At 43.9% G+C, this 21237-nt stretch carries 19 protein-coding genes, 1 tRNA gene and 1 pseudogene; 18 read left to right on the top strand and 3 right to left on the bottom strand.

From position 1 onward, the window contains the following. The first annotated feature begins 260 nt into the window (after window positions 1–260). The 5 genes from FJ444_RS20910 to manD all read left to right on the top strand — a co-directional run bounded on the left by FJ444_RS20910 (window position 261) and on the right by manD (window position 4958). A tRNA-Glu gene (locus FJ444_RS20910) sits at window positions 261–336 on the top strand. A gap of 560 nt (window positions 337–896) precedes the next feature. Continuing rightward, window positions 897–1910, top strand: coding sequence for a C4-dicarboxylate TRAP transporter substrate-binding protein (locus FJ444_RS20905; protein ID WP_255439386.1), 1014 nt, complete (start codon window positions 897–899; stop codon window positions 1908–1910). 11 nt (window positions 1911–1921) lie between these two features. Next, window positions 1922–2467, top strand: coding sequence for a TRAP transporter small permease (locus tag FJ444_RS20900; protein ID WP_181405265.1), 546 nt, complete (start codon window positions 1922–1924; stop codon window positions 2465–2467). Continuing rightward, the gene (locus FJ444_RS20895; protein WP_140961836.1) at window positions 2464–3735 is read left to right on the top strand and encodes a TRAP transporter large permease; all 1272 of its coding nucleotides are present in this window, start codon (window positions 2464–2466) and stop codon (window positions 3733–3735) included. The genes FJ444_RS20900 and FJ444_RS20895 overlap by 4 nt, the downstream gene beginning before the upstream one ends. Window positions 3736–3749: 14 nt before the next feature. Continuing rightward, a complete protein-coding gene (gene manD / locus FJ444_RS20890; RefSeq protein ID WP_140961834.1) occupies window positions 3750–4958 on the top strand; it encodes a D-mannonate dehydratase ManD in 1209 nt (402 codons plus the stop codon). A gap of 42 nt (window positions 4959–5000) precedes the next feature. On the opposite strand, the gene FJ444_RS21460 is transcribed toward manD, so the two are convergent. Beyond that, window positions 5001–5141, bottom strand: coding sequence for a hypothetical protein (locus FJ444_RS21460; protein WP_181405264.1), 141 nt, complete (start codon window positions 5139–5141; stop codon window positions 5001–5003). A gap of 86 nt (window positions 5142–5227) precedes the next feature. Between FJ444_RS21460 and FJ444_RS20885 the strand changes: the two genes are divergently transcribed. The 13 genes and pseudogenes from FJ444_RS20885 (at window position 5228) to FJ444_RS20830 (ending at window position 19671) form a co-directional block, all read left to right on the top strand. Next, complete coding sequence (locus tag FJ444_RS20885) at window positions 5228–6142, top strand: M14 family metallocarboxypeptidase (protein WP_140961832.1); 915 nt, start codon at window positions 5228–5230, stop codon at window positions 6140–6142. Window positions 6143–6228: 86 nt separating this feature from the next. Next, window positions 6229–6405: a hypothetical protein gene (locus tag FJ444_RS21455; protein ID WP_181405262.1), complete on the top strand. Its 177-nt coding sequence runs from the start codon at window positions 6229–6231 to the stop codon at window positions 6403–6405. Window positions 6406–6596: 191 nt separating this feature from the next. After that, window positions 6597–7535: a tRNA-dihydrouridine synthase gene (locus tag FJ444_RS20880; protein ID WP_140961830.1), complete on the top strand. Its 939-nt coding sequence runs from the start codon at window positions 6597–6599 to the stop codon at window positions 7533–7535. A gap of 168 nt (window positions 7536–7703) precedes the next feature. After that, a pseudogene (locus FJ444_RS20875) lies at window positions 7704–8603 on the top strand (amidohydrolase); the annotation flags it as partial. Between the two features lie 80 nt (window positions 8604–8683). After that, window positions 8684–9934, top strand: a complete 1251-nt coding sequence (locus tag FJ444_RS20870; RefSeq protein ID WP_140961828.1) for a site-specific integrase — start codon at window positions 8684–8686, stop codon at window positions 9932–9934. Window position 9935: 1 nt separating this feature from the next. Further along, window positions 9936–12071 (top strand): hypothetical protein, encoded by a 2136-nt coding sequence (locus FJ444_RS20865; RefSeq protein ID WP_140961826.1) that lies wholly within the window; start codon window positions 9936–9938, stop codon window positions 12069–12071. 2 nt (window positions 12072–12073) lie between these two features. Continuing rightward, on the top strand, window positions 12074–14851 hold the full coding sequence (locus tag FJ444_RS20860) for a hypothetical protein (protein ID WP_140961824.1): 2778 nt from the start codon (window positions 12074–12076) through the stop codon (window positions 14849–14851). Continuing rightward, complete coding sequence (locus FJ444_RS20855; RefSeq protein WP_140961822.1) at window positions 14835–15338, top strand: hypothetical protein; 504 nt, start codon at window positions 14835–14837, stop codon at window positions 15336–15338. The genes FJ444_RS20860 and FJ444_RS20855 overlap by 17 nt, the downstream gene beginning before the upstream one ends. A 189-nt stretch (window positions 15339–15527) precedes the next feature. After that, complete coding sequence (locus FJ444_RS20850; RefSeq protein WP_140961821.1) at window positions 15528–15812, top strand: hypothetical protein; 285 nt, start codon at window positions 15528–15530, stop codon at window positions 15810–15812. A gap of 1 nt (window position 15813) precedes the next feature. Continuing rightward, a complete protein-coding gene (locus FJ444_RS20845) occupies window positions 15814–16380 on the top strand; it encodes a recombinase family protein (RefSeq protein ID WP_140961819.1) in 567 nt (188 codons plus the stop codon). Then, a complete protein-coding gene (locus tag FJ444_RS20840) occupies window positions 16373–16816 on the top strand; it encodes a hypothetical protein (RefSeq protein ID WP_140961817.1) in 444 nt (147 codons plus the stop codon). Before FJ444_RS20845 ends, FJ444_RS20840 begins: the two co-directional genes overlap by 8 nt. Next, on the top strand, window positions 16813–19029 hold the full coding sequence (locus tag FJ444_RS20835; protein WP_140961815.1) for an AAA family ATPase: 2217 nt from the start codon (window positions 16813–16815) through the stop codon (window positions 19027–19029). Before FJ444_RS20840 ends, FJ444_RS20835 begins: the two co-directional genes overlap by 4 nt. A gap of 114 nt (window positions 19030–19143) precedes the next feature. After that, complete coding sequence (locus tag FJ444_RS20830; protein WP_140961813.1) at window positions 19144–19671, top strand: hypothetical protein; 528 nt, start codon at window positions 19144–19146, stop codon at window positions 19669–19671. Between the two features lie 320 nt (window positions 19672–19991). Here FJ444_RS20830 and FJ444_RS20825 read toward each other — a convergent pair whose 3' ends face one another. Together FJ444_RS20825 and FJ444_RS20820 are read right to left on the bottom strand one after the other, a co-directional pair. After that, on the bottom strand, window positions 19992–20303 hold the full coding sequence (locus tag FJ444_RS20825; protein ID WP_140961811.1) for a helix-turn-helix domain-containing protein: 312 nt from the start codon (window positions 20301–20303) through the stop codon (window positions 19992–19994). Window positions 20304–20570: 267 nt separating this feature from the next. Beyond that, window positions 20571–20762, bottom strand: a complete 192-nt coding sequence (locus tag FJ444_RS20820) for a hypothetical protein (RefSeq protein ID WP_140961809.1) — start codon at window positions 20760–20762, stop codon at window positions 20571–20573. Window positions 20763–21237 lie beyond the last annotated feature (475 nt).

Raw genomic sequence — 21237 nt, 5'->3', positions numbered from 1 at the left:
AGGGGTTCGAATCCCCTAGGGGACGCCATATACACCGCGTCACAGTCGGCTAATACTGTGGAATAGGCTTAGAGAGTATGCTCTCTGGCAAAAAGTCAGTAAGAAGTAATGTCGCTCAGCTCACAGAGCTAGCTTCGCCTTACAAAAAATCTGCGAAGCGTTGCTTCGCAAAGAATGTACCTAGGTTAAGGTCGCTCAGCTACTAAAGTAGCTTCGCCTTACAAAATTTTATCGTCGCATGCGACGATGACAAAAATTTTGTCCCCTTCGTCTAGAGGCCTAGGACACCGCCCTTTCACGGCGGTAACAGGGGTTCGAATCCCCTAGGGGACGCCATATAAAAAGACCAGCTTTCAGCTGGTCTTTTTTTTTGCGTAGCCGTCAGGGGTGAGAAGCCCTTATTTAAACTGGTTTGCTGCTGAAGATTACAACTCTCAAATAAAGTGGGGTTCGACTGGCACGTCAGGAACGTGCCAGAACGCGCGTTAGCGCGGCCCGAAGGGCAAAGTACAGGACGTATTTTGTAATCCCCTAGGGAACGCCATATAAAAAGACCAGCTTTTAGCTGGTCTTTTTTTTGCGTAGCCGTCAGGGGTGAGAAGCCCTTATTGAATCTGGTTTTGTTAGCATCTTTGCATTTACCATCGAAGCAAATTGTCTTTTCTCCTTGTATTTCAACTTATCCATCACACTACATTCCAGTTATGCAAGTAAACCAAGCGCTTCGTTCTGTAATACCAATTCGTAATGAACGCCAATCCGGTTATGCCAAGTGAAAAAGATAATGTAAATGTGTAATTGAAGAATAGCTTTGATCTTGAGCACCAGGCAATTTCGTTATAGTTTTGAACTTGTATACAAGATTGCTCGGATCAAGTTTAAGGCTGCACGGCGCGTTGAACCCATTCATTTCCAAAAAATACCTACTTGCAATGGCTACGTTGCTGGCAATGCAACTTTCCTCGTCGCTGGTATTTGCTAACACACTTAACGTGGTTACCTCGCTAAGTCAGAGCGACCCTATGTACCAAGGGTTAGTGTATTTCAAACAATCAGTGGAGCGGCAAACCAACAACGACATTTCGGTTAGGATTTTTGTTGGTTCTCAATTGGGTAACGATAACGATGTACTCGAGCAGGCAATGGCCGGTGCACCGGTAGCCGTGTTAGTGGATGCCGGAAGGTTGTCTTTTTATCAGCGTGAAATCGGTATTTTGAGTACGCCTTATCTGATTGATAAGGCTGAACAACTTCAACTGCTGGTACAGTCACCTATGTTCGAACAATGGGCCGGTGATCTCGCCCATTCGGCAGGTATTAAAATACTGGGGTTTAACTGGTGGCAAGGCGAGCGCCACCTGTTAACCAATCAGCCAATCACCACGCCCGCCGACCTGGATGGCATTCGATTGCGCACTATCGGTGCGCCCGTATGGATCAGTACTATTCGCGCCATGGGAGCAACGCCTACGCCGCTTAGTTGGGCAGAAGTGTACAGTGGCTTGCAGCAGCGGGTAATCGACGGGGCAGAAGCCCAGCATGCAGGTACTTATGGTGCGCGACTGTACGAAGTTATTCGCTATATCAGTAAGACTCGCCATATTCATCTGATTTCCGGATTGGTAGCCAGCCAGTCGTGGTTCAGTCAACTGACCTCCTCACAACAGGCTGCGGTGCAGCAAAGTGCCATAGATGCCGGCAATTATGCGACCTCTCTGGTGCAGGCCCGCCAAAGGGATATCGAGCAGGAACTGGAAGCAAACGGAGTTCAAATCATTACCCCCAACATCGACGCGTTCAGGCGTGCAACAACATCAGTTTACGGTGAGCTGGGTTACGATGCCTTGTATATGGATATTCAGCAATATCTTGCCGAACAAGCAGCATTGCCAGATGAGAGTGTTCAATAATGTGGGCGAAAATGGAACGTACGCTTACCGTAACGTTACTGGCAGCCATTGTGCTGTTGGTACTACTGGCTGCCGTGCTCAGAACAATTGGGTACCCGGTGATATGGTCGGTAGATGTGGCGCAATTGTTATTTGTCTGGTTGGCGGTTCTGGCAGCTAACCAGGCTCTGCGGGAAGGGGCGCATGCAAGACTGGATGTGTTGTTCAATAAACTATCCATTATTAACCGACTGCGGTTTCAGTTATGTCTCAATGTGATAAGCGGCTTGTGCCTGGTGTGTATAGGTATATTTGGATTCAAGCTGCTCAGTATCAACCCCGCCAGAACACTGGGAAGTACGGAACTGCCCTATGCCTGGGTAACCGCTGCAATACCTGCCGGTGCTCTACTTATGCTGGTTACAATTTGTCAGCAAAGCCGCGTGTTGATGCAATGTTTATATCATCCGATAACCGGGATTTCAGAGTATCCCTCCTGGCTGAATGTATTGGTGGGCACCGAATCTTCATCAGATAAAACCACACGGCAAACACATCAGCAAGGAAACGACTCATGAGTGCGTTAGTATTTTTGGTACTGCTGTTATTGGGTTTACCGCTGGCATTTGCGCTACTTGCTGGCGGTCTGGTGTATTTTGCTATGGACAGTCATTTACCCATAACCGTAGCAGTACAGCGCATGGTGGCAGCAAGTCAGAGCTTTCCACTGCTAGCGGTGCCGTTCTTCGTTCTGGCCGGTCATGTGATGAATCATTCGGGTATTACCCAGCGGCTAATTACTGTTTCAAATGTGCTGGTTGCCTGGATAAGCGGTGGATTGGCACACGTTACCATTGTATTGAGCGCACTGATGGGAGGCGTATCGGGATCGGCCATCGCCGACGCAGCTATGCAGGCAAGAGTGTTGGGCGGACCTATGCAAAGTTCGGGATTAAGTAAGGGGTTTACTGCCGCAACCATAACGGTAAGTGCCTTAATTACTGCCTGTATTCCACCGAGTATCGGTTTGATCCTGTATGGCTATATGGGCAATGTCTCGATAGGCAGGCTGTTTCTTGCCGGACTGATCCCAGGAATCCTGCTTACGCTGGTACTCATGCTGGTTGTTTATGTGCAGGCCAGAAAAAACGGCTTTATCCCTGTACAGGCTGCGCCGCCGTCGGCAATGCAGGTGCTTAAGGCGCTCAATCAAAGTAAGTGGGCGTTGTGTTTCCCCATATTGCTCATTGTGACTATTCGTTTTGGCATTTTTACGCCCTCAGAGGCTGGTGCTTTTGCCGTTTTGTATGCCTGTATTGTGGGAAAGTGGGTTTATCGCGAGTTAACGCTGGCTGAGTTGATAACATCACTTCGCGACAGTATCAGCGACATCGGTATGATCATGTTTATCATTTTAGCCTCTGGGGTAGTGGGTTATGCCATAGCGTACGAACAATTACCGGTATCCCTGACACTGGCGGTGACACAGTTAACTACCCAGCCGCAACTTATCTTATTGTTGTGTATGGTAATACTCTTGGTCGTTGGCGTGGTCATGGAAGGTACGATTACCGTGCTGCTGCTCACGCCTATTCTGGTGCCGCTGATGAAGTCGGTTGGTGTCGACCCCGTTCATTTTGGCATTCTTATGTTGATCATGGTGACCTTTGGTGGCACCACGCCACCGGTGGGAATTGCCATGTATGCGGTGTGCAATATCCTCCATTGTTCTGCAACTGATTATGTGAAAGCCGCGATGCCGTTATTTCTTGCCGTGCTGGCGCTAGTGGTTGTATTGGCGCTGTATCCGCCATTGGTGTTGTTTTTACCCGATTTATTATTTTAACGAGAGTCATTGCTATGAAAATCTGCGATGTAAAAGTGATTGTTTGTTCGCCCGGACGCAACTTTGTAACGCTCAAAATCGTTACTGATGAAGGCGTATATGGTATCGGTGATGCCACGCTGAATGGTCGGGAAAAAAGTGTGGTGAGTTATCTTGAAGACTACATTGCGCCCGCATTATTGGGAAAAGATCCTCACCGTATTGAGGATATCTGGCAGTATTTTTATCGCGGCGCTTACTGGCGCAGAGGTCCGGTAGGCATGACAGCAATCGCTGCCGTTGATACCGCATTATGGGACATTAAGGCTAAAGTAGCGGGATTGCCCTTGTATCAACTGTTAGGTGGCCGAAGTCGCGATAAAATTATGGTGTATACGCATGCTAACGGCGCTGACATTGCGTCTACGCTCGATGCTGTTGGTAAGGCAGTAGAGCAGGGCTATAAAGCGATCCGAGTACAGTCTGGTATCCCAGGGGTAAACAGTACCTACGGTGTGGCAAAGGCCGGGCAAAAGTATGAACCCGCCGACGCTGATTTACCCACGGAAACCGTATGGTCTACGGAAAAATACTTGAATTTCACTCCGAGATTATTCGCAGCAGTACGTGAACAATATGGTGATGATCTGCACCTGTTGCACGATGTTCATCATCGGCTCACCCCAATCGAAGCCGCCAGACTGGGCAAGGCGCTGGAGCCGTTTCACCTTTTCTGGATGGAAGATCCGGTTGCCGCAGAGAATCAGCAAGGGTTTAAACTCATCCGCGAACACACCACAACCCCCATAGCGGTAGGTGAGGTGTTTAACTCCATTCACGATTGTCAGGCGCTGATCCAGAATCAATGGATAGACTATATACGTTCAACGGTGGTGCATGCCGGTGGTATTACTCAGCTCAGGCGCATTGCGGATTTGGCGGCTTTGTACCATATTCGGATGGGGTGTCACGGGGCTACTGACTTGTCTCCCGTGTGCATGGGAGCCGCGTTACACTTTGATTACTGGGTGCCAAACTTTGGCATTCAGGAACACATGCCTCACAGTGAGTTAATGGAATCGGTATTTAGCGTCAGCTACAAGTTTGATGACGGTTACTTCACGCCGGGAGAAGCGCCCGGGCATGGTGTGGATATTAACGAAGACCTTGCTAAAAAATACCCATACAAACGCGCCTGCCTGCCGGTTAATCGCCTGGAAGACGGCACGCTCTGGCATTGGTAAGAATAATTTGGCGATGAATTTATCGCCCGATCTCACTAGGCTTTAGGATGCTTTCTGTGCATTTGCAGCTTGTTTCATTACACTGGCTAACAGGGTATACACTTCAATCCAGGCAGCCTCCACTTCAGGCGTAAAGTCTTCGGCCAGCCCTTTAAGCGTGTCCATATCAGGGCAGTGGAACATGCTGGTCTGCATTCGTCTGATGTATGTGGTTGTGTTAAACTGTGCTGGCCTGTTGTTTGTTAAACTAATTTTTATTGAAGGTGAATATGTATCCAGTTGGTACACCCGGGACGCCATGGGGCGAAGCAGAAAAACGTCAGTGGCTGGACATGCAATCTGTTAAACGCAGTTATGCAGAAGACGTATTGGCTAAATTAGGCGCATTGCCGGATTCTCTGACCCGAGTACATTACGGGGCGTTGCCCTATGATACCGAGCGCTATCCGCTGTACGCTTTAATAACTAAAACACCGGTTGACGGGGCGCCCTGGGTGCTGATCACAGGTGGCGTACACGGTTATGAAACGAGTGGCGTTCAAGGTGCAATATTGTTTGCCAATGCATACAGCCAGGCTTACTCAGATAAAGTCAATTTTATCATTGTACCGTGTGTGAGCCCATGGGGTTACGAAACCATTAATCGTTGGAATCCAAAAGCCGTCGATCCTAATCGTTCGTTTAAACCCAATTCACCCGCAGCAGAATCTCAATTACTCATGGAATTTGTGCAATCATTGCCTTGCGACATTGCACTGCACGTTGATTTACATGAAACCACCGATACCGACAACAGTGAATTCCGCCCGGCACTGGCCGCTCGTGATGCCATAGAGCAGAAGACCTGGAATATTCCTGACGGTTTTTATTTGGTTGCTGATACGCAACAGCCCTGCATTGAATTACAAGAAGCCATGATTGGTGAAGTGAAAAAAGTGACGCATATTGCGCCTGCTGACGAAAGTGGGCGAATTATTGGCGAAACGCTTTTGTCGGAGGGCGTGATTGGGTACAACAAAAAAGCACTGTTTTTATGTGGTGGCTTTTCAGGCGCACCACTTTGCTCCACCACGGAAGTGTATCCCGACAGTCCATCTGCAACCGACGAAATCTGCAATCTGGCGCAGGTCGCTGCAATTGGGGGAGCACTAAACTATTTGCTCACTCAAGGCCAGACGCAATAATTTACGTTGAAAAGATAAATAGACGTTTGGAATTCTAGACGTCTAAACGTATAATCCCCTTATTCACATTCAATAAGGGGATGGCTGTGCAGTTTGTTGCATTACTTTACGATGGCATTGAACAACGGTTTGTGCGCGAACAGGCACAAAATGAACAGGCGTTTTTTAAAACCTTAGACAGCCAGTATCCTTGCTATGTGTGTTTGTGGCACAGTGTTGAATGGCCTGCTCAACAAGCAGTAGAAGCGCAGGTAAACACCTGACCCCTTATGGTGGTTAATACCAATTCGCACAGCCACTTTTGCTATTCCCTGACAAGCACCGCCGAAATATAAGCAATCCAGGCTATCGCTTATTCAAACGACGCCCGCATACCTGGCTGCAAAATACTTACGCCCAACTGAGATATTTGCTACACTTCGCGGCCAATTTTTCACCGAGTTTCCTGCCTGATATGAGAGTGTATTTAGCCCCGATGGAAGGGGTGGTCGATCATTTGATGCGTGACATGCTTACCCGCGTGGGAGGCTTTGATTTATGTGTCACTGAATTCGTTAGGGTTGTCGACCAAAAGCTCCCTCATAAGACGTTTTTCCGGCTGTGTCCCGAATTGCACAATGGGTGTAAAACGCCCAGCGGTGTGCCGGTTAAAATCCAGCTACTGGGCCAGCATCCGCAGTGGTTGGCTGAAAACGCGTTGACCGCAGTGGAACTGGGCTCACCAGGTGTGGATCTGAATTTTGGCTGCCCTGCCAAAACCGTGAATAAGAGCAAGGGCGGAGCGGTGCTGCTCCAATATACTCAGCAACTCCACGACATCGTGTCTGCTGTGCGTCAGGCCGTGCCCGCGCATTTGCCTGTAACGGCAAAAATCAGACTGGGTTACGAAGATAAGTCACTGGCCATTGACAACGCCATTGCCATTGACGAGGCGGGTGCCAGCGAACTTGTTGTTCATGCCCGAACGAAAACCGAGGGCTACCGTCCACCTGCCTACTGGGACTGGATAAAGAAAATCAAAGCGGCAACCAGATTACCCGTGATTGCTAACGGGGAAATCTGGAACTATGAGGACGCCCTGCGCTGCATGGCCGATTCTGGTTGCGATGATCTGATGATTGGCCGCGGTGCGTTGGCGATGCCAAATTTGGCCTGGCATATTCGTGGGGAACAAGCTCCGATGTCGTGGACAGACTTATCGCAACTGCTTATCGATTACTCCGGCTATGAAATATTTGGCGACAAAGGCCGTTATTACCCCAACCGAATTAAGCAGTGGTGTGGTTATCTGAAACGCCAGTACCCGCAGGCTGAAACCTTGTTTGGCGCTATTCGAAGCCTGCAAAAAGCCGACGATATTGTAAAGGTATTGCGACAATCCGCACATCTTTAAGGTAAGCCGTGTGTGTTTGGCTTGTTGGTTTGGGTTCTTTTCGCTACCGTTATAACTTACGGTGTGTGCAACTGAATTGCGCACGCCTGGCTTGGTTCCATCTTGTGGCAGAGGCATTGTGCCAATGACACGCGATGAAAAGAACACAAAATAACGGATCCAGGAAACATGAAAAACACACAAAAACAACTCAGCATGATGCTGCTCTGTTGCTGTGCGCTGTGGTTAACGGCTTGTTCAGAAGACAAAGACGCCAAAACCGAGCAGGCAGCAAAGGTCAGCATCGATAGTAATCCTTTTCCCAGCCGCTATACACCCGTACCCGGAGCACCCACGTTGATTACCAACGTGACAGTACTTGACGGTGTAGGCAACAAAATTGACAACGGCATGGTGTATTTTGCCGATGGTAAAATTGTTGCGGTGGGGGAAAACCTGTCTGTACCAGATAACGTGCAAACCATTGATGGCAAAGGTAAATGGGTAACTCCCGGCATAATAGATGTACACAGCCATCTGGGCGTTTATCCCAATCCTTCAACACACTCTCATTCCGACGGTAATGAAGTGGTTAAACCCGTAACCGCAAACGTATGGGCCGAACATTCTGTATGGCCACAGGAGCCGGGCTTTGGCCGGGCACTGGCTGGTGGGATCACGGCGCTACAAATTCTGCCTGGTTCTGCGAATCTGTTTGGCGGACGTTCAGTAGTACTGAAAAACGTACCGCATCGCACCATGCAGGAAATGAAGTTTCCTGATGCGCCCTATGGGCTAAAAATGGCCTGCGGCGAAAATCCCAAACGCGTGTATGGTTCGCGCGGCGGCCCATCTACTCGTATGGGGAACGTAGCTGGCTATCGTCAGGCCTGGGCAGATGCTCAGGACTATCAGCGAAAGTGGGATCAATACGAGGCTGAATACGCCGCCGGTAAAGATGCCAAAGCGCCGAAACGCGATCTGAACCTGGAAACCCTGGCAGGTGTGTTGTCTGGCGATATACGCGTACATATGCATTGTTATCGCGCCGATGAAATGGCCGTTATGATGGATGAATCAGTTAGGTTTATTTAATATAGCAAAATTTGTATTGATTTAATATGAGCTTAGCTATACCATGAGGTATATTATTTTGCAATATTTGTAGTATGCATCACATCGACTTTGAATACACTTACAAAAATCATGATACAACATCTATTAGAGCGTTTTACGACTCTAACAACGATCTGTTAATTCTCCCAACATTATTCTCTCTCTATACAAGTGTTAAAGGCGTTCTTCACAAAACCGAACAGAAAGTGGATCGTGATACGGAAGAGGTAAAAATCAGTCTGAAAGAGGTGAGTGTTAGCAGTGAGACTATTTACCGTTACATGAATGAATTGTCGGGCTTCTTAAGTTTTTTGGAGTCGCAGTTTCAGGAAAAGGCTCTAAACATATCACTGCATGTCCATGAAAATGCATCATCTGATGTCATCAACTATTACATCAATGAAATTTGTGTAAAACAGGAAGGTCGTTCAAGTACCGCAATTAGTAAGGTTGTAAGTGCTTTAGATGCATATTACAACTATCTCGCCTTGGCCCATATTGCAGAGCATAAGAGTATTTATGTGTCACCAACCTGCGCTGATTTAGCAAAAGAAAACACAAGAAAAAATCGAGCAATTAAGTACATATCAAAGCGTTCTAGAAGTTTGATGCTAAGGCATGCTGACTGCTTACTGGATAAGTTAATTCTGCGCTGCGGGGCTGAACTTGGGTTACGAACAAAAGAAAATTTGGGTTTGCGGTATCACGATTTTGAATACGGCAAAGAAAAGCGTCTGGGAATAAAATCGCTCATTGAAGAGGCAGAATCAAATCCAAGCAAACAAGTTTTCGAGTTTTATCTTGCTGCGAAATGGACAAAACATAGACGCAATACAGGGGGTAGAAGTAGGACTTTATATATACGCAGAGATTTGTTGCTCGCTATGAACGAATATATAAAAAAGGAACGACCATCTGATGCTTCAGATAATGCGCTATTTATACAGATCGAACCATTGGTTTATGGGCTGCCTATACCTGAAAACAAGGGAACAACTGTATTTAGAGAGGTAAGGAAAAAGCTCTTAGGGAAATTTGGCAGATCCTGCGGTCTGGATGTAAATAATAGATATCACCATTTGAGACATACATTCGGAACAGAGAAGTTTTATGAATTGTCAGGTGGTGACTACAGAGGTTTGAGTCCAGAGTCGGCGGTAATGTTAGAGGTCGCAAGGTTAATGGGCCATAGTACCAACTCAGCAGGTGGTAGTGGTAACAGAAATTTCAAAAACCCACTATTGGTAGTAACAAGGGGATACATACGGAGCTGTATGGAGCTAGAGCAGTTGGAGGCTATATAACATGAGTACTATAAGCGGAATTTCAAATGAGATGGATAAAATCATCTCTGATGTTGAAAAGCGCCAAGTAGTTGATCTTATAAACGATGATTGCAGGATTATTTTTAAAGACGGCCCGGTCGAATGTCCTGATAATACACCACCATTTATACAAAGCGTTTTTAAATGTGTTGCAGCAGCAGTTAGAGATTATCAAGTCAATCCAGATAAGCATCCCAAATCAAAGCCCAGAGCTGCTATCATTTTCGCTAAGAAATTCATAGATTTTTTGTTAAGTGGTGATTTCTTTGAACAGGAATACCCCAACCTTGTAAAGAGATACGAAGCTTATCGAGTTAACGTCGAGGGCATACTTCCTAGCTCAAGTGGTGCGCCATACATACTGGATATGTTGAGGGACGGGCTGGCCTTGTCGCCGGAAATAGACCGTAAACACCTGATAATCATTCATACAATTCTAAAATACACTAAGCTCTCAAAGAGAAATGAGCCTAAGCAGGACACTGTTACAGGGTGGTTTGAGGGGATGCCATGGCTGCAAAAATATGTAAAACCTGAGTTCTACAAGCGCATGGGTAGTCCTAAGCGTCTCATGGGAAATCTTTCAGAACTCGTATCGGCGGCGCTGTTGGAGTTAGATGAAATATTTAAGTGCCTATATCTCATTGTAAAAGACGCGGGTTTTACGAGTGAATATATCAGTAAGGAGCCCAAGTACTACTTGACTCCGATATACATAAGTCTATTAGCAGAGACGATCTTCCTTCCTAAGTATGATAATTACAGTTCAATCTCTAAGCTAAGAGAGCTGTTCCTATCCGATAATATTATCGATAAATATCATAAAGTAATCGCTGAAGAAGGGCGAGAGGGGAAGTACACCAATAGCTATGAGCGCGTTACAGATACGGGAGGCAGATCGCGAGTGTACCCATTTAAAAAGTCTGGGTATGCACTTGAGCATGAGATGTTTGCTCGCTTTATTGAGTCTGCCGAAAAAGGAGTTCCAACAGCGCCAAATACAGCATTTGAAGAATACGGTTTTCGTATTCTCATGGCATGGCAGACCGTTCAGCCAAGTGATATTGCCAAGCTTAAGGCTGATAATTTTCTTCGGACTTACAATGAAAGGGGGGTGAGTGGGATTCAGGTTCAATACTACAAGGGGCGTGCAAAGGTAGAGCACCCAACCGACATACTGACGCACACCAGTTTGCAAGGTAAAGCCATCATAAACTTTGTAGAAAAATGTGAAGCGCAATCACAGGAAAAGCTTGTTGAATCGTCTCGAAATAGCCTGACACAATACATGCTTATGAGTCGATCACTTCCTTGTCAGTTCTTTGCGTACTTACAACTCCCTCTAATTTCCGAGGCCGTAGAAAAAAGGTTAAAGCATTCAGAATTTGTTGACATATTTAGGCCTCTGCTAAGCGCCGTTTTTTTGCATGGGTCAGAACACGCCCATGGTTTCAGGAAAAGAATGGAGAAAAAAGGTGTTGAAGTGGGAATCGAAGACTATCGGCAGACTGTTAAAAACCCCATTCCCTCGAATTTTATTGGGTTTTCAATGGTAAAAAATTCGTCAGTTCATGCCAAAAGTGATCGATTTCGAGAGGGGCATCTTTTGAATATGAACTCACATGATAATGCAACGGAATTGCAGAGCTATATGACCGAGGAAAATAGAGATTGGCTGAACAGGTTAGGAAGATTAACCAGACTGGTTGTAGATGAAGTAGTACATCGTTCCTATAGCTTAGATTTAGACAAGTTTAGTGATGACTTGAATGCCCGAATATCAGATCTTGAGAGTAGATTAAGTGTAAAACCAAAGACGCAAGTTGAGAGCTGGGAAGATGATGAAGCATCCTTGCCCGACGAAATTGTGGTAATAGATAGCCCAGATTACATTGTCAAGATGCTGCACTTTCTTGATCAGGCCGAAAAGAAATATAAAGAGCTGCTTACACATAACCCGGTATTCTTGGAAAAAGAGGTATTACCGACGTGTGAGTTTTATGAAATGTTGTTGAGTATAAATCTCAGCAGTAGCAATGTAGAGAGAGGTACTGCGATATTTGAGCGGTTTAAATCAAAATTGCCCGATCTGTTTCTTGAGCAGTTGAGGGGGTGATAATGAGCGTAAACAATACAGAGTTACTTAGTAGAAGCTATGACGAAGCCTTCGATTTATATCAAGCCAGATTTCAGACAATTTCGTCAAATTTATCGGGATCGTTATTTGATGATATATGGCTATTTGAGCGCTCAGGGTCGGGTTTTGATACTGGAAAACAACCTATAAGGTTAGATTTTTCTATTTTTGACAATAGCGAACACTTCGTTTTGCCGCAGGAGTTTAATTTACTAACACCTAGCGGGGCGTATACAGGCGACTTTAAGTTACTTGCGAAGCTGTTATTTCTGGAGGGATGTAATACGGTCTACACGTATGCTTATTCCTATCATTTTAGTTGCCTGACTAAATATCTTGGATATATCAGTGAAACTTTGAAAAAAGAAAAAGTGGCTTCGTATAAAGGACTTTTTGAGTTCGCTATGACGAGGCAATATTCTCCTTCAAAAGGCTTCCTGCACAGGCTGAAACCTTACAAATATAATTCGGCGATAGCCTACTTGAGAGATCAGGAATATGTTGCGGCAGTTAAGATGCTGGGGCTGTCAGACTGGCCACTAACCCGAATTTCAAAAGAAAAATGGACTCAGCAGCTTAATAAGACTTGTCTTGATGTGCTTGATATAACTTATGACGAGTACCGCGATGGTGGTTCTTATAACTTTCTGACCCTCGACTACGGACGCCACTATTTTGATTATCTAGGGAGTGTGATTGAAAAAAATATATCAGTGTCGATAGCACTGAATAAAGTGGCCGACGATTACGATCTATTCTGTCAAAAGTATGGCAGAAAGGTGGGTAGTAGGGGCGTACATCATGATATTTACCTTCGGGTTTTAAAAGGTGTGCCAATCGATGAAATTAAGGAAAGCTTGATAAAAGTGCATTTTAAAGCAGCAGGTTCTCTGGAAAATTCGAGTTGGCCTAATAAGCTCGCTGAAATGCAAAGATGGTGTCAGGAGCGCTTCGCTTCATATCTAATTGAAAGTACAAGGCAATATGCATTGTTCAGCGAAGATAATTTAAAAAAATTAGCTAAGTCTATCGACTTCAAGATTAATTTTAACTCTATTCAGGCGCTTAAACATCTCGTTTATCTGATTGAAAATGAAACTCTTGGGCAGGTTGATAATGCATTAAAAGCTGAAAATGTGTATCAAGAGATTAAGCAGACTTATTGCGATTCATCAGAGATTTCTTACTCAAGATTTGAACAGCAGCTCAATGAGTTGAAGGATGTTATTGTTGATAAATTAGATATTCCTCAGTTGAATGAGAGTTTTTATAGATCTTTCAATTTAGATTTATTTTATCACAGTAAGTCACCAGTCTCGGCATTATCTTCCAGCATTGAATGCGCTCTAAAAACGCTTGTAGCGTCAATAACAGGCTGGAGAAGAAGTGAGTTTGGATTTGCGATGAACGATATCACACTGTCGCGTAATGCTGATTCTCAGGATTCAGCGATTCATCCAATTAGGTTCATTGTGAAATGGTTTGTACCTAAAACAAATGGTGAAACAAAGCTGAATCGAGAGGTGACCATCGACACCTATATGTATCTAGATATGCTGAGGGCTTTAACGGGTCGATGCGATAATGATTCAATATTTGGACTTAAGCGTAAGTCATCTTTATTAGGCAATGTGGTATATGCCAATTGGCTCAATTTTTACTTGTACTATAAACCCTTTGTGACTGTAAGGGAGCTAAAAAAATTAAACGATTTATCTGAGGAAAAACGTGCTTGGGCTAGATTAAGTTTTAGCAAAGATTTCAGCTATTCTGATTGCATTGATTCAGAAAAGGTCATCGAAAAATCATATCGTTACTGCAAAGCAATCAGCCTAGTATATTCCAAAGGTCAGTTTTCAACATCAAATCTAATCAGAAAGTACAAGGCAGGGAATCTCCCTCTTGATGTAGCGAGAACTTGGGATGAGGCTCTTTCGCCTGAACTGAAAGAGCATATACTTTCCTCGGATTTAGAAGACAGCGAGCAAATATCAGACTTAGTGAGGCTGGTTTCATCCGCATTTTTAGGTGAGATCGTTTATCCAACTCCGCATGCACTTCGTCATTGTTGGGCTGAGGCTGTTTATAGGCGATTTACAGGTGATGTTGGCTGGTTTATCCGTAGTAATTTTAAACACCTTAATGGCAGCTTTTTTATGAGATATCTGCGCAATAAAATGATGCGCTCAATTGACGAAATTGCGAAAAGGAATTTCGTTAGTAGTTTGGTAGCAAGACATATCAGAGGTCAGTCAGAGGGTGGGCAATATTTTGCAGGTAGGCTAGATGCGTACTTAAGAAGAATTGGTAAAAACCTACGGGTAGCAGCGCCGTCTGAGGTCAGGTCTGCTGCTGAAGATCTCTACGATAATGAAATCGTTGATGTTAAAGCTAATGATTGGGGTATTTGCATTCTAAGGCGAAGGGCTATGAATAAGGCCAAGTGCGCCGATGGCGGTGTTCCTCAACGCCATAAAGCCGGTATTTCGCTATGTTTCGGTTGTAGTAATAACTTAATTGATATTGGTCATGTCGAAGGCATTATGATTCATATTGCAACTGACGTCACAGTCGTAACTGAGCCTGATTTACCATTTATTTTTAAAAAAGAAGGTGTTTCAAATATCAAGAAAGCACTGAGGCAATTGGTGTCTATGAGAGCCAATAGTGGCGATAGTGCCTTAGATGTTTATATAAACCATCTTAAGGATGCGCTAGAGCAGGTTAGAGAGGAGGTGGTTGATGTCCAGTACACTTGATCTACTTGGGGCGTTAGAAGACGCTGGTAAGCAAGATGAAAGGAAGTATCCAGAAGGAATTTCTGATCACAATTCATCAGGGAAGGCTTACATCGCAATGTTAGAGGTGGCCAAGGAAAAGAGACGTTACATTAAATCGCACAGCAAAAAAACAGACTATAGGTCAGAAAAGGCGTATTTGGTCCAGCGCTCAGAGATAAGCAAACAAACGGGCGTGGCTGTGCAATCGTTGTTTAATACATCAACCTACGCTAAGGCTTTGGTCGCGGAGCTACAAAAAGTAAATGATGAATTAAAGGAGTTAAAAGAAAAGAGGTTTAGCGAAAAAACAACAAGAACCAAAGCTAAAAGTAAAGACTCAATTTACTCGGAGAATATGGCGTTAAAATCGCAAATAGAATTAATGAAGAAGCAGTTGGCTGAGGAGCATATTAACGCCGTCATTGGAAAGATGTCGTTGAAGGCCAAGAAAATATTATTGCCCTGATTTGTTATGTACATATATCTTAAGTTCACTTTTGTACCGTACATAATGCTTATAATTGACTTTTGTACATATATAATGCATGATGTGCAAAAGTTATAACATATTTAACATTTCACGTTATCAACGTTAAAAAATTAGTAAGTCAACTCAACGTCTAGCGTGAAGTATAAAGCTATCGAAAGGCGCTGTATGAAGCTTGACGTTGAAATCATCACTATAGACACCGACCCATGGGCATTGTTGGCTAAGTTAGCGAAAGTAAAGTTCAGAGCAAATGAAATCCACGAAATTCCCGGCACGGATACGCTAAATATCGATAACGGGATGAATGACTTACGAGCCAAGATTTCAGACGATGCTATTGAATTTTGGATTCGTTATAAACGCGATGAAATGAAGTATGAGCAAGCAATATTAGACTTTTGCAGAGAGAATTCGCTCACGCTTCGATTTAATCCTTTGAAGAGCAATTGATATGGCACTTATCGGTTTTGCTCGCGTGAGCACGAAAGATCAAGATTTGTCGGCACAGCTTGAATTGCTGAGTAATGCTGGTTGCGAAGAAATATTTCATGGTAAACAGTCTGGCGCTTCTAATGAAAATGATAAAAAGCTCGAAGAGTTGATTCGATATGTCAGAAAAGATGATGTTGTAGTTGTCACAAAGCTAGATCGACTTGGGCGTTCTCTGCGCTCTATTCTGAGTACCATCGATGATATACACGCCAAAAAAGCCACGCTACGTAGTCTAGACGGAGCGATAGATACATCGAATGATTCCCCTTTCTCAAAAGCCCAAATTGCACTTCTGGGTACATTCGCGCAGCTTGAACGAGATTTAATTGTGTCACGAACGGCTGAAGGTCGAGAGCGAGCAATGAGCTCCGGAGTCAGGTTCGGTGCGCCTAAGAAGTTAGATGACAAGCAGCGAGAGATGATCAAAAAGGCTTATCAAAACGGAAAAACCATGGAAGATCTGGCGAACAAATACGCGGTGTCCCGTCAGACTATATCGCGAATTGTGGGAGGCAAGCGTGGATAGAGCGTTAATTGCGGTCGATAAACTAAATGCTTGGTATCAGTCGCAAGATAGAGATTCTGTTCAATCATATATAAAGGCCGATGGTGACCTTAATAAAGGTAATGTAGCGAGGGATGCAGGGTTTGGCAGAAAAGCGCTAACAGATTCTGTAAATGGTAATCCGCGACTACAAGCTAGATACGAAGAGATCGTATCAGAGATGCAAGAGAAAAAATGGCTTCTTGTCGAGTTCAATGACACAACATCAAGAGAGCATATAAACGATATCGCTAGCGAAGCTATTCAGAAAGAGCTAGAAAAAACGAGACGTCATATTGCAGAACTAGAGTCTAAGCTTGCAAAAGCTAACGCAAAAATAGCGCAAATAGAATTGCAGTTTTCACAGCTTAGTGAAATGCGAGAAGTGATGATCGAACTGGGCTTTCCAACACGATGACTACGTTTGCTAGTGCTGAAAGTAAAGTCAAAGACTTCGAGATACGAATCACTAGCATTCGTCAGCTAGACGATAGCATCGCAATGTTTGCGGGCATTGCAACAAACGATACATTTGTGACAGATGCTTCTACACTGATTTTCGTTAATGCGCACCCCGCTAACCTTGGCGGCACCGAGCCATCAGTTGGGCAGCACTGGAAGATCACTGGCTCATGTAGCAAATCTACTCAGAAGTATCAGAAGCATAGTCGTCCCGTTTTACTTGTTGATGTGTCCCAAGCTGAGTGCATTGTTCCCGCCGATCATGAGGCTCTGATTAAATTTATATCGCGAGATAGAGAGTTTGCAGGCATCAGTGAGAACAAGGCAAGAAAGCTAATAAAAGCATTCCCAGACGCTCCATATCAAGCTGTGTTAAACAATGATGCGCAAACACTAGCCAATGCATGCGACTTAACAAACAAGGCCGCAGAGCGGCTTAAAGACGGCTTTAGGAAATATCACAATATAAAATATGCGAAGTGGCTATCCAACCACGGCGTTCCATTAAGCATTGTTTCTCGCATTATTAAGTATCACGACTTCAGAACGATTGACTTAATCACAGACAATCCTTGGCGCTTGATGGACTTTGGCATGCCTTTCGATAAAGCCAGCGATATCGCACGACAGATCATAAAGTCGAAAGACGGAGAAGTAAGCGAGGAGAAATACAAAACAGACCCAAGACGAATTATCGCTGCCACTGAAGATGTGATGCAGATTATTGCAAGGCGAGGCCACACAGTCGCTACACATCGACAGATTATAAATCACTTAAGTAAAAAGCACTTTGAAACAGCCCTCGCTGAGGCAGCTATTGAGCTTGCTGTTCGCTTTAAAAAGCTAATCCGTGTTGAAGATAACTTATATCAACTGACGGGTACCTACATACATGAAGCCGTAATCGCAAAGCGATTGATTAAACTGACAATGATTGAGCAGTGGTATGCCGCTGAAGAGAGCGCTTTTCAAAAAGCGCTGAGCGACACTCCTTTTGAATTAACTAATAATCAAAAACTCGCGACACAGCGCTCTGCTATGTATGGCGTATCTGTTATTACAGGCGGTGCTGGTACAGGTAAAACAACAGTCTTAAGAACTGTTTTACGCACGTATGAAAACCTTGGTTACACTATTCAGGGTGTTGCCGTTGCAGGTCGCGCAGCGATGCGAATGCACGAAAGTACAGGCTGTTATTCATGTACGATTGCAAAGTATTTGCGCAAAGAATCGCCGAAGCATGGCGAGAAATATGTCCTTGTTATTGACGAAGCCTCTATGCTCGATGTGCAAACAATGTTTGCGCTTGTCACGCATTTACCTGATACAGCGCGGATCATCTTCGTGGGAGATGTTCAGCAGCTTCCCTCAATCGGCGCGGGTCGAGTGTTTGCTGACATTATTAATAGCAACAAAGTGCCTGTCGCGGTTCTCGACATAGTACATCGACAAGCTGACACTACAGGTATTCCGTCATACTCTAAGTGCATCATCAACGGTGAAGTGCCAGAGTCTTTATCAAAAGGCAATATCACGTTTCACGATGTAGCTATTGAAGCTATCGAGGCTACAGTAGATTCCCTCGTGACCAAAAGCGATGAAGTGCAGATCATCGGCATGACTCGAAAAGGTTATCAAAACATAGCAGGTATCGAGCAAATCAATCGCAACGTTCAAGCTTCACTCAACCAAGGTGGTAAAAGAATCACGGTAAGCGTGAATGGGCATCATCAATTCGTAGATATCAGAGAAAATGATCGCGTCATTTTTACTCGTAATAACTACGATAAGGCGGTCTGGAACGGCACGTTAGGCGTAATAAAAAACGTCAATAATCGCGATGATGTCTATGCGGAAGTGCATACAGACGATGGCGACATCATTGAAATAACTCACAGCATGCTTTTCGAGATGCAGCTCAGTTATGCTATTACGCTTCACAAAGCGCAAGGGTCGCAATTCAAGCGTATTATCATCACGCTTACAAACGCAAGAATGCTTGATCGAAGTTGGCTTTACACAGCAATTACACGCGCTGAATGCAGTGTTGATATTGTTGGCCCCAAAGCGCTACTGCTGAAAGCTATCGCAACAGAAAGCAAAGCTGAGCAGCGAAATACTCGACTTAAATCATTGATTGAAGGGAATTTCATATCGTTAAAAGGATAAGAAGATCGATCTGATTGTGATGTTTATTACTTAAATTTCTACGGGGTAGAAATAATATTGACAGGTAGGGATTTTTGAATGATACTTCTACCCAGTAGAAGTAAGGAAGGTTACATGCCAAAAAAATTGTCGTTTACGAATTGCGATCTCGATATTAAATTTCTGTTTCGTTTTACAGAGAGGCTCAGACAGAGGGACGAGTCGTTAGGCTTTGATTCTTACACATTTGAAAGAATAGAGATGTTTTTCCCCCATGACGTATTTATTAAACACAGTTATGACACTGTTATACAACTTGCGAATGACAAGTTATTAAAAATTTTGGATGCAGAGCAACGGCAGAAGCTCAGTAAAGCTCGTTACGCATTTAAACAGAAGCGTAAAAGTAGTAGTGGAATCAAGCTAGATGCGACGAGGCCCACATCATGGTTTCTAAAAGAAATAACAGAGATACTCAAAGAAGAACTAGAAAATGATGACTCAATTGACAAATCACTATTAACGCAAAAACGTGTGTTAGAAGCGTCATTAACGACACTTAAAGGGTTGATTCGCTCATACAGTCTGCCCGGCAAATACCAAGGCTTTGAGGAATATGTGATAAACAAAATTATCACTAACTTGAAAGAGAGTGATTATTAAGCTAATTTCCACCCCGTAGAAATAAAAGAAAGTAAAACAGCGCAGCAGGACGCTGCGCGTCGCTCTCAAGGGTGATGCCTCACTTTCACCATCTTGCTAAACCTTTATACTCCCGGATGTTTATCGAGCTTGTAGGAACAAGCGAGTAGAACTGGCTTGAATACCGCGAGATCTAAAAACAGGATGTTTGCCGAACACCCGCAAGGATGCGGGCAGCAACATCGCTATAACACGACAAATCGAAAGGGTTTCTTTTACATTGCTTGATTGGGTATCTTAGCAAGATAACCGTTGAAGCAGGTGAGTCACTACAAGACAGGTTATGCATCGGGTTTTGCTATAGAAATAGAAGCTTGCTCTAAAGACCGCATGTTGAAGTTAATTTTAAAGCCGAGAGATTCGAGCATATCTATCATTGAATCAATCGTAAATTTTTCTATTTTTGCGTTTTTCAAATCAGATATTCGAGACTGATTGACGTTTAGCACTTCTGCTGCTTGTGCTTGAGTCCATCCACGGTCTTTTATGAGTTTCGACAGCATAATCGAAAGATCTATTTTCATGGCGACTTTGTTGGCGAGCTTTTCGTCACGTGCAACATGAAAAGGGCTGTCATAATACTTAATAGTCAAAAAATTTCCTCCACTTTTTCCTTCCTTTGTTTATATAAAATTTTATATAAATTGCAAGCGGCAATTTTCAGAAATGCGCTGCCAATATTCTTGTAAGCTGTAAACAGTCATTGAAAGGGACAAACAGTTTGTTTTAATCCACTGCGTTCAATAACTGGTATGAGCGAATTGAAAACGATAAGTTTTGCATTTTCACTAAATCGACTTTGCTTGTGCCGCCACTTGGTATTGAGATAGTTTAGAAAATTAGATTTTGGTTAGGGAAAATTAACATTGACGCAACAATAAAATCGCAGTCTCGAGCGTTACAATTACATCATCCATCGGGATATTAAAACTATCATCGTTTGGACTTTTTAACGCAAGTAAATTTGAGAGCAACACTTCAGCTCTCTCCATGTTCAAATTACTTTCTAGTATTGCTTCTTTCCACTTGAGCTGTTCATTTTCTTTATACATAACGTCTCCATGGGTTGAGAAACTATTTTAAGGCCGTAAATCCATAGAAATAACTGTCCTGAGTGTTAGTTTTAAACTCTACTGTTGACTGGCGATATGAGTTACGCCATTTCAGAACAAAGCTAAAATAATTTTTGAGACTTAGCGTTACACCACCATCCACAAAAGTGCTCATTAAATCAATATTTTATATTTTATTGAAGTCGCAACAATCAGAAGTGGGCTAATTAGGTAGTAATAATCTTGTTTTTGCCGTCCTATGTACAGATTGTGGTAATTGGGTTCTACTCGCAATGACTAGCTGGATGATTCTGTGCAAATTGGGTAGTAAAAGCGCTCAAAGAATGCCCGATGTGCTAATTAGGTACTAAACGCAATGACTTGCTGGATGATTCTGTGCAAATTGGGTAATAAAAGCGCTCAAAGAATGCCCGATGTGCTAATTAGGTACTAATCGCTGTGTCCTGCCGGGTGA

Source organism: Aestuariibacter sp. GS-14 (assembly GCF_006494365.1).
In the GTDB taxonomy this organism is placed as follows: Bacteria; Pseudomonadota; Gammaproteobacteria; order Enterobacterales; family Alteromonadaceae; genus Alteromonas; species Alteromonas mangrovi.
Note: the sequence above shows the minus strand (reverse complement) of the source record. Positions and strands in the feature narration are given on the sequence as shown.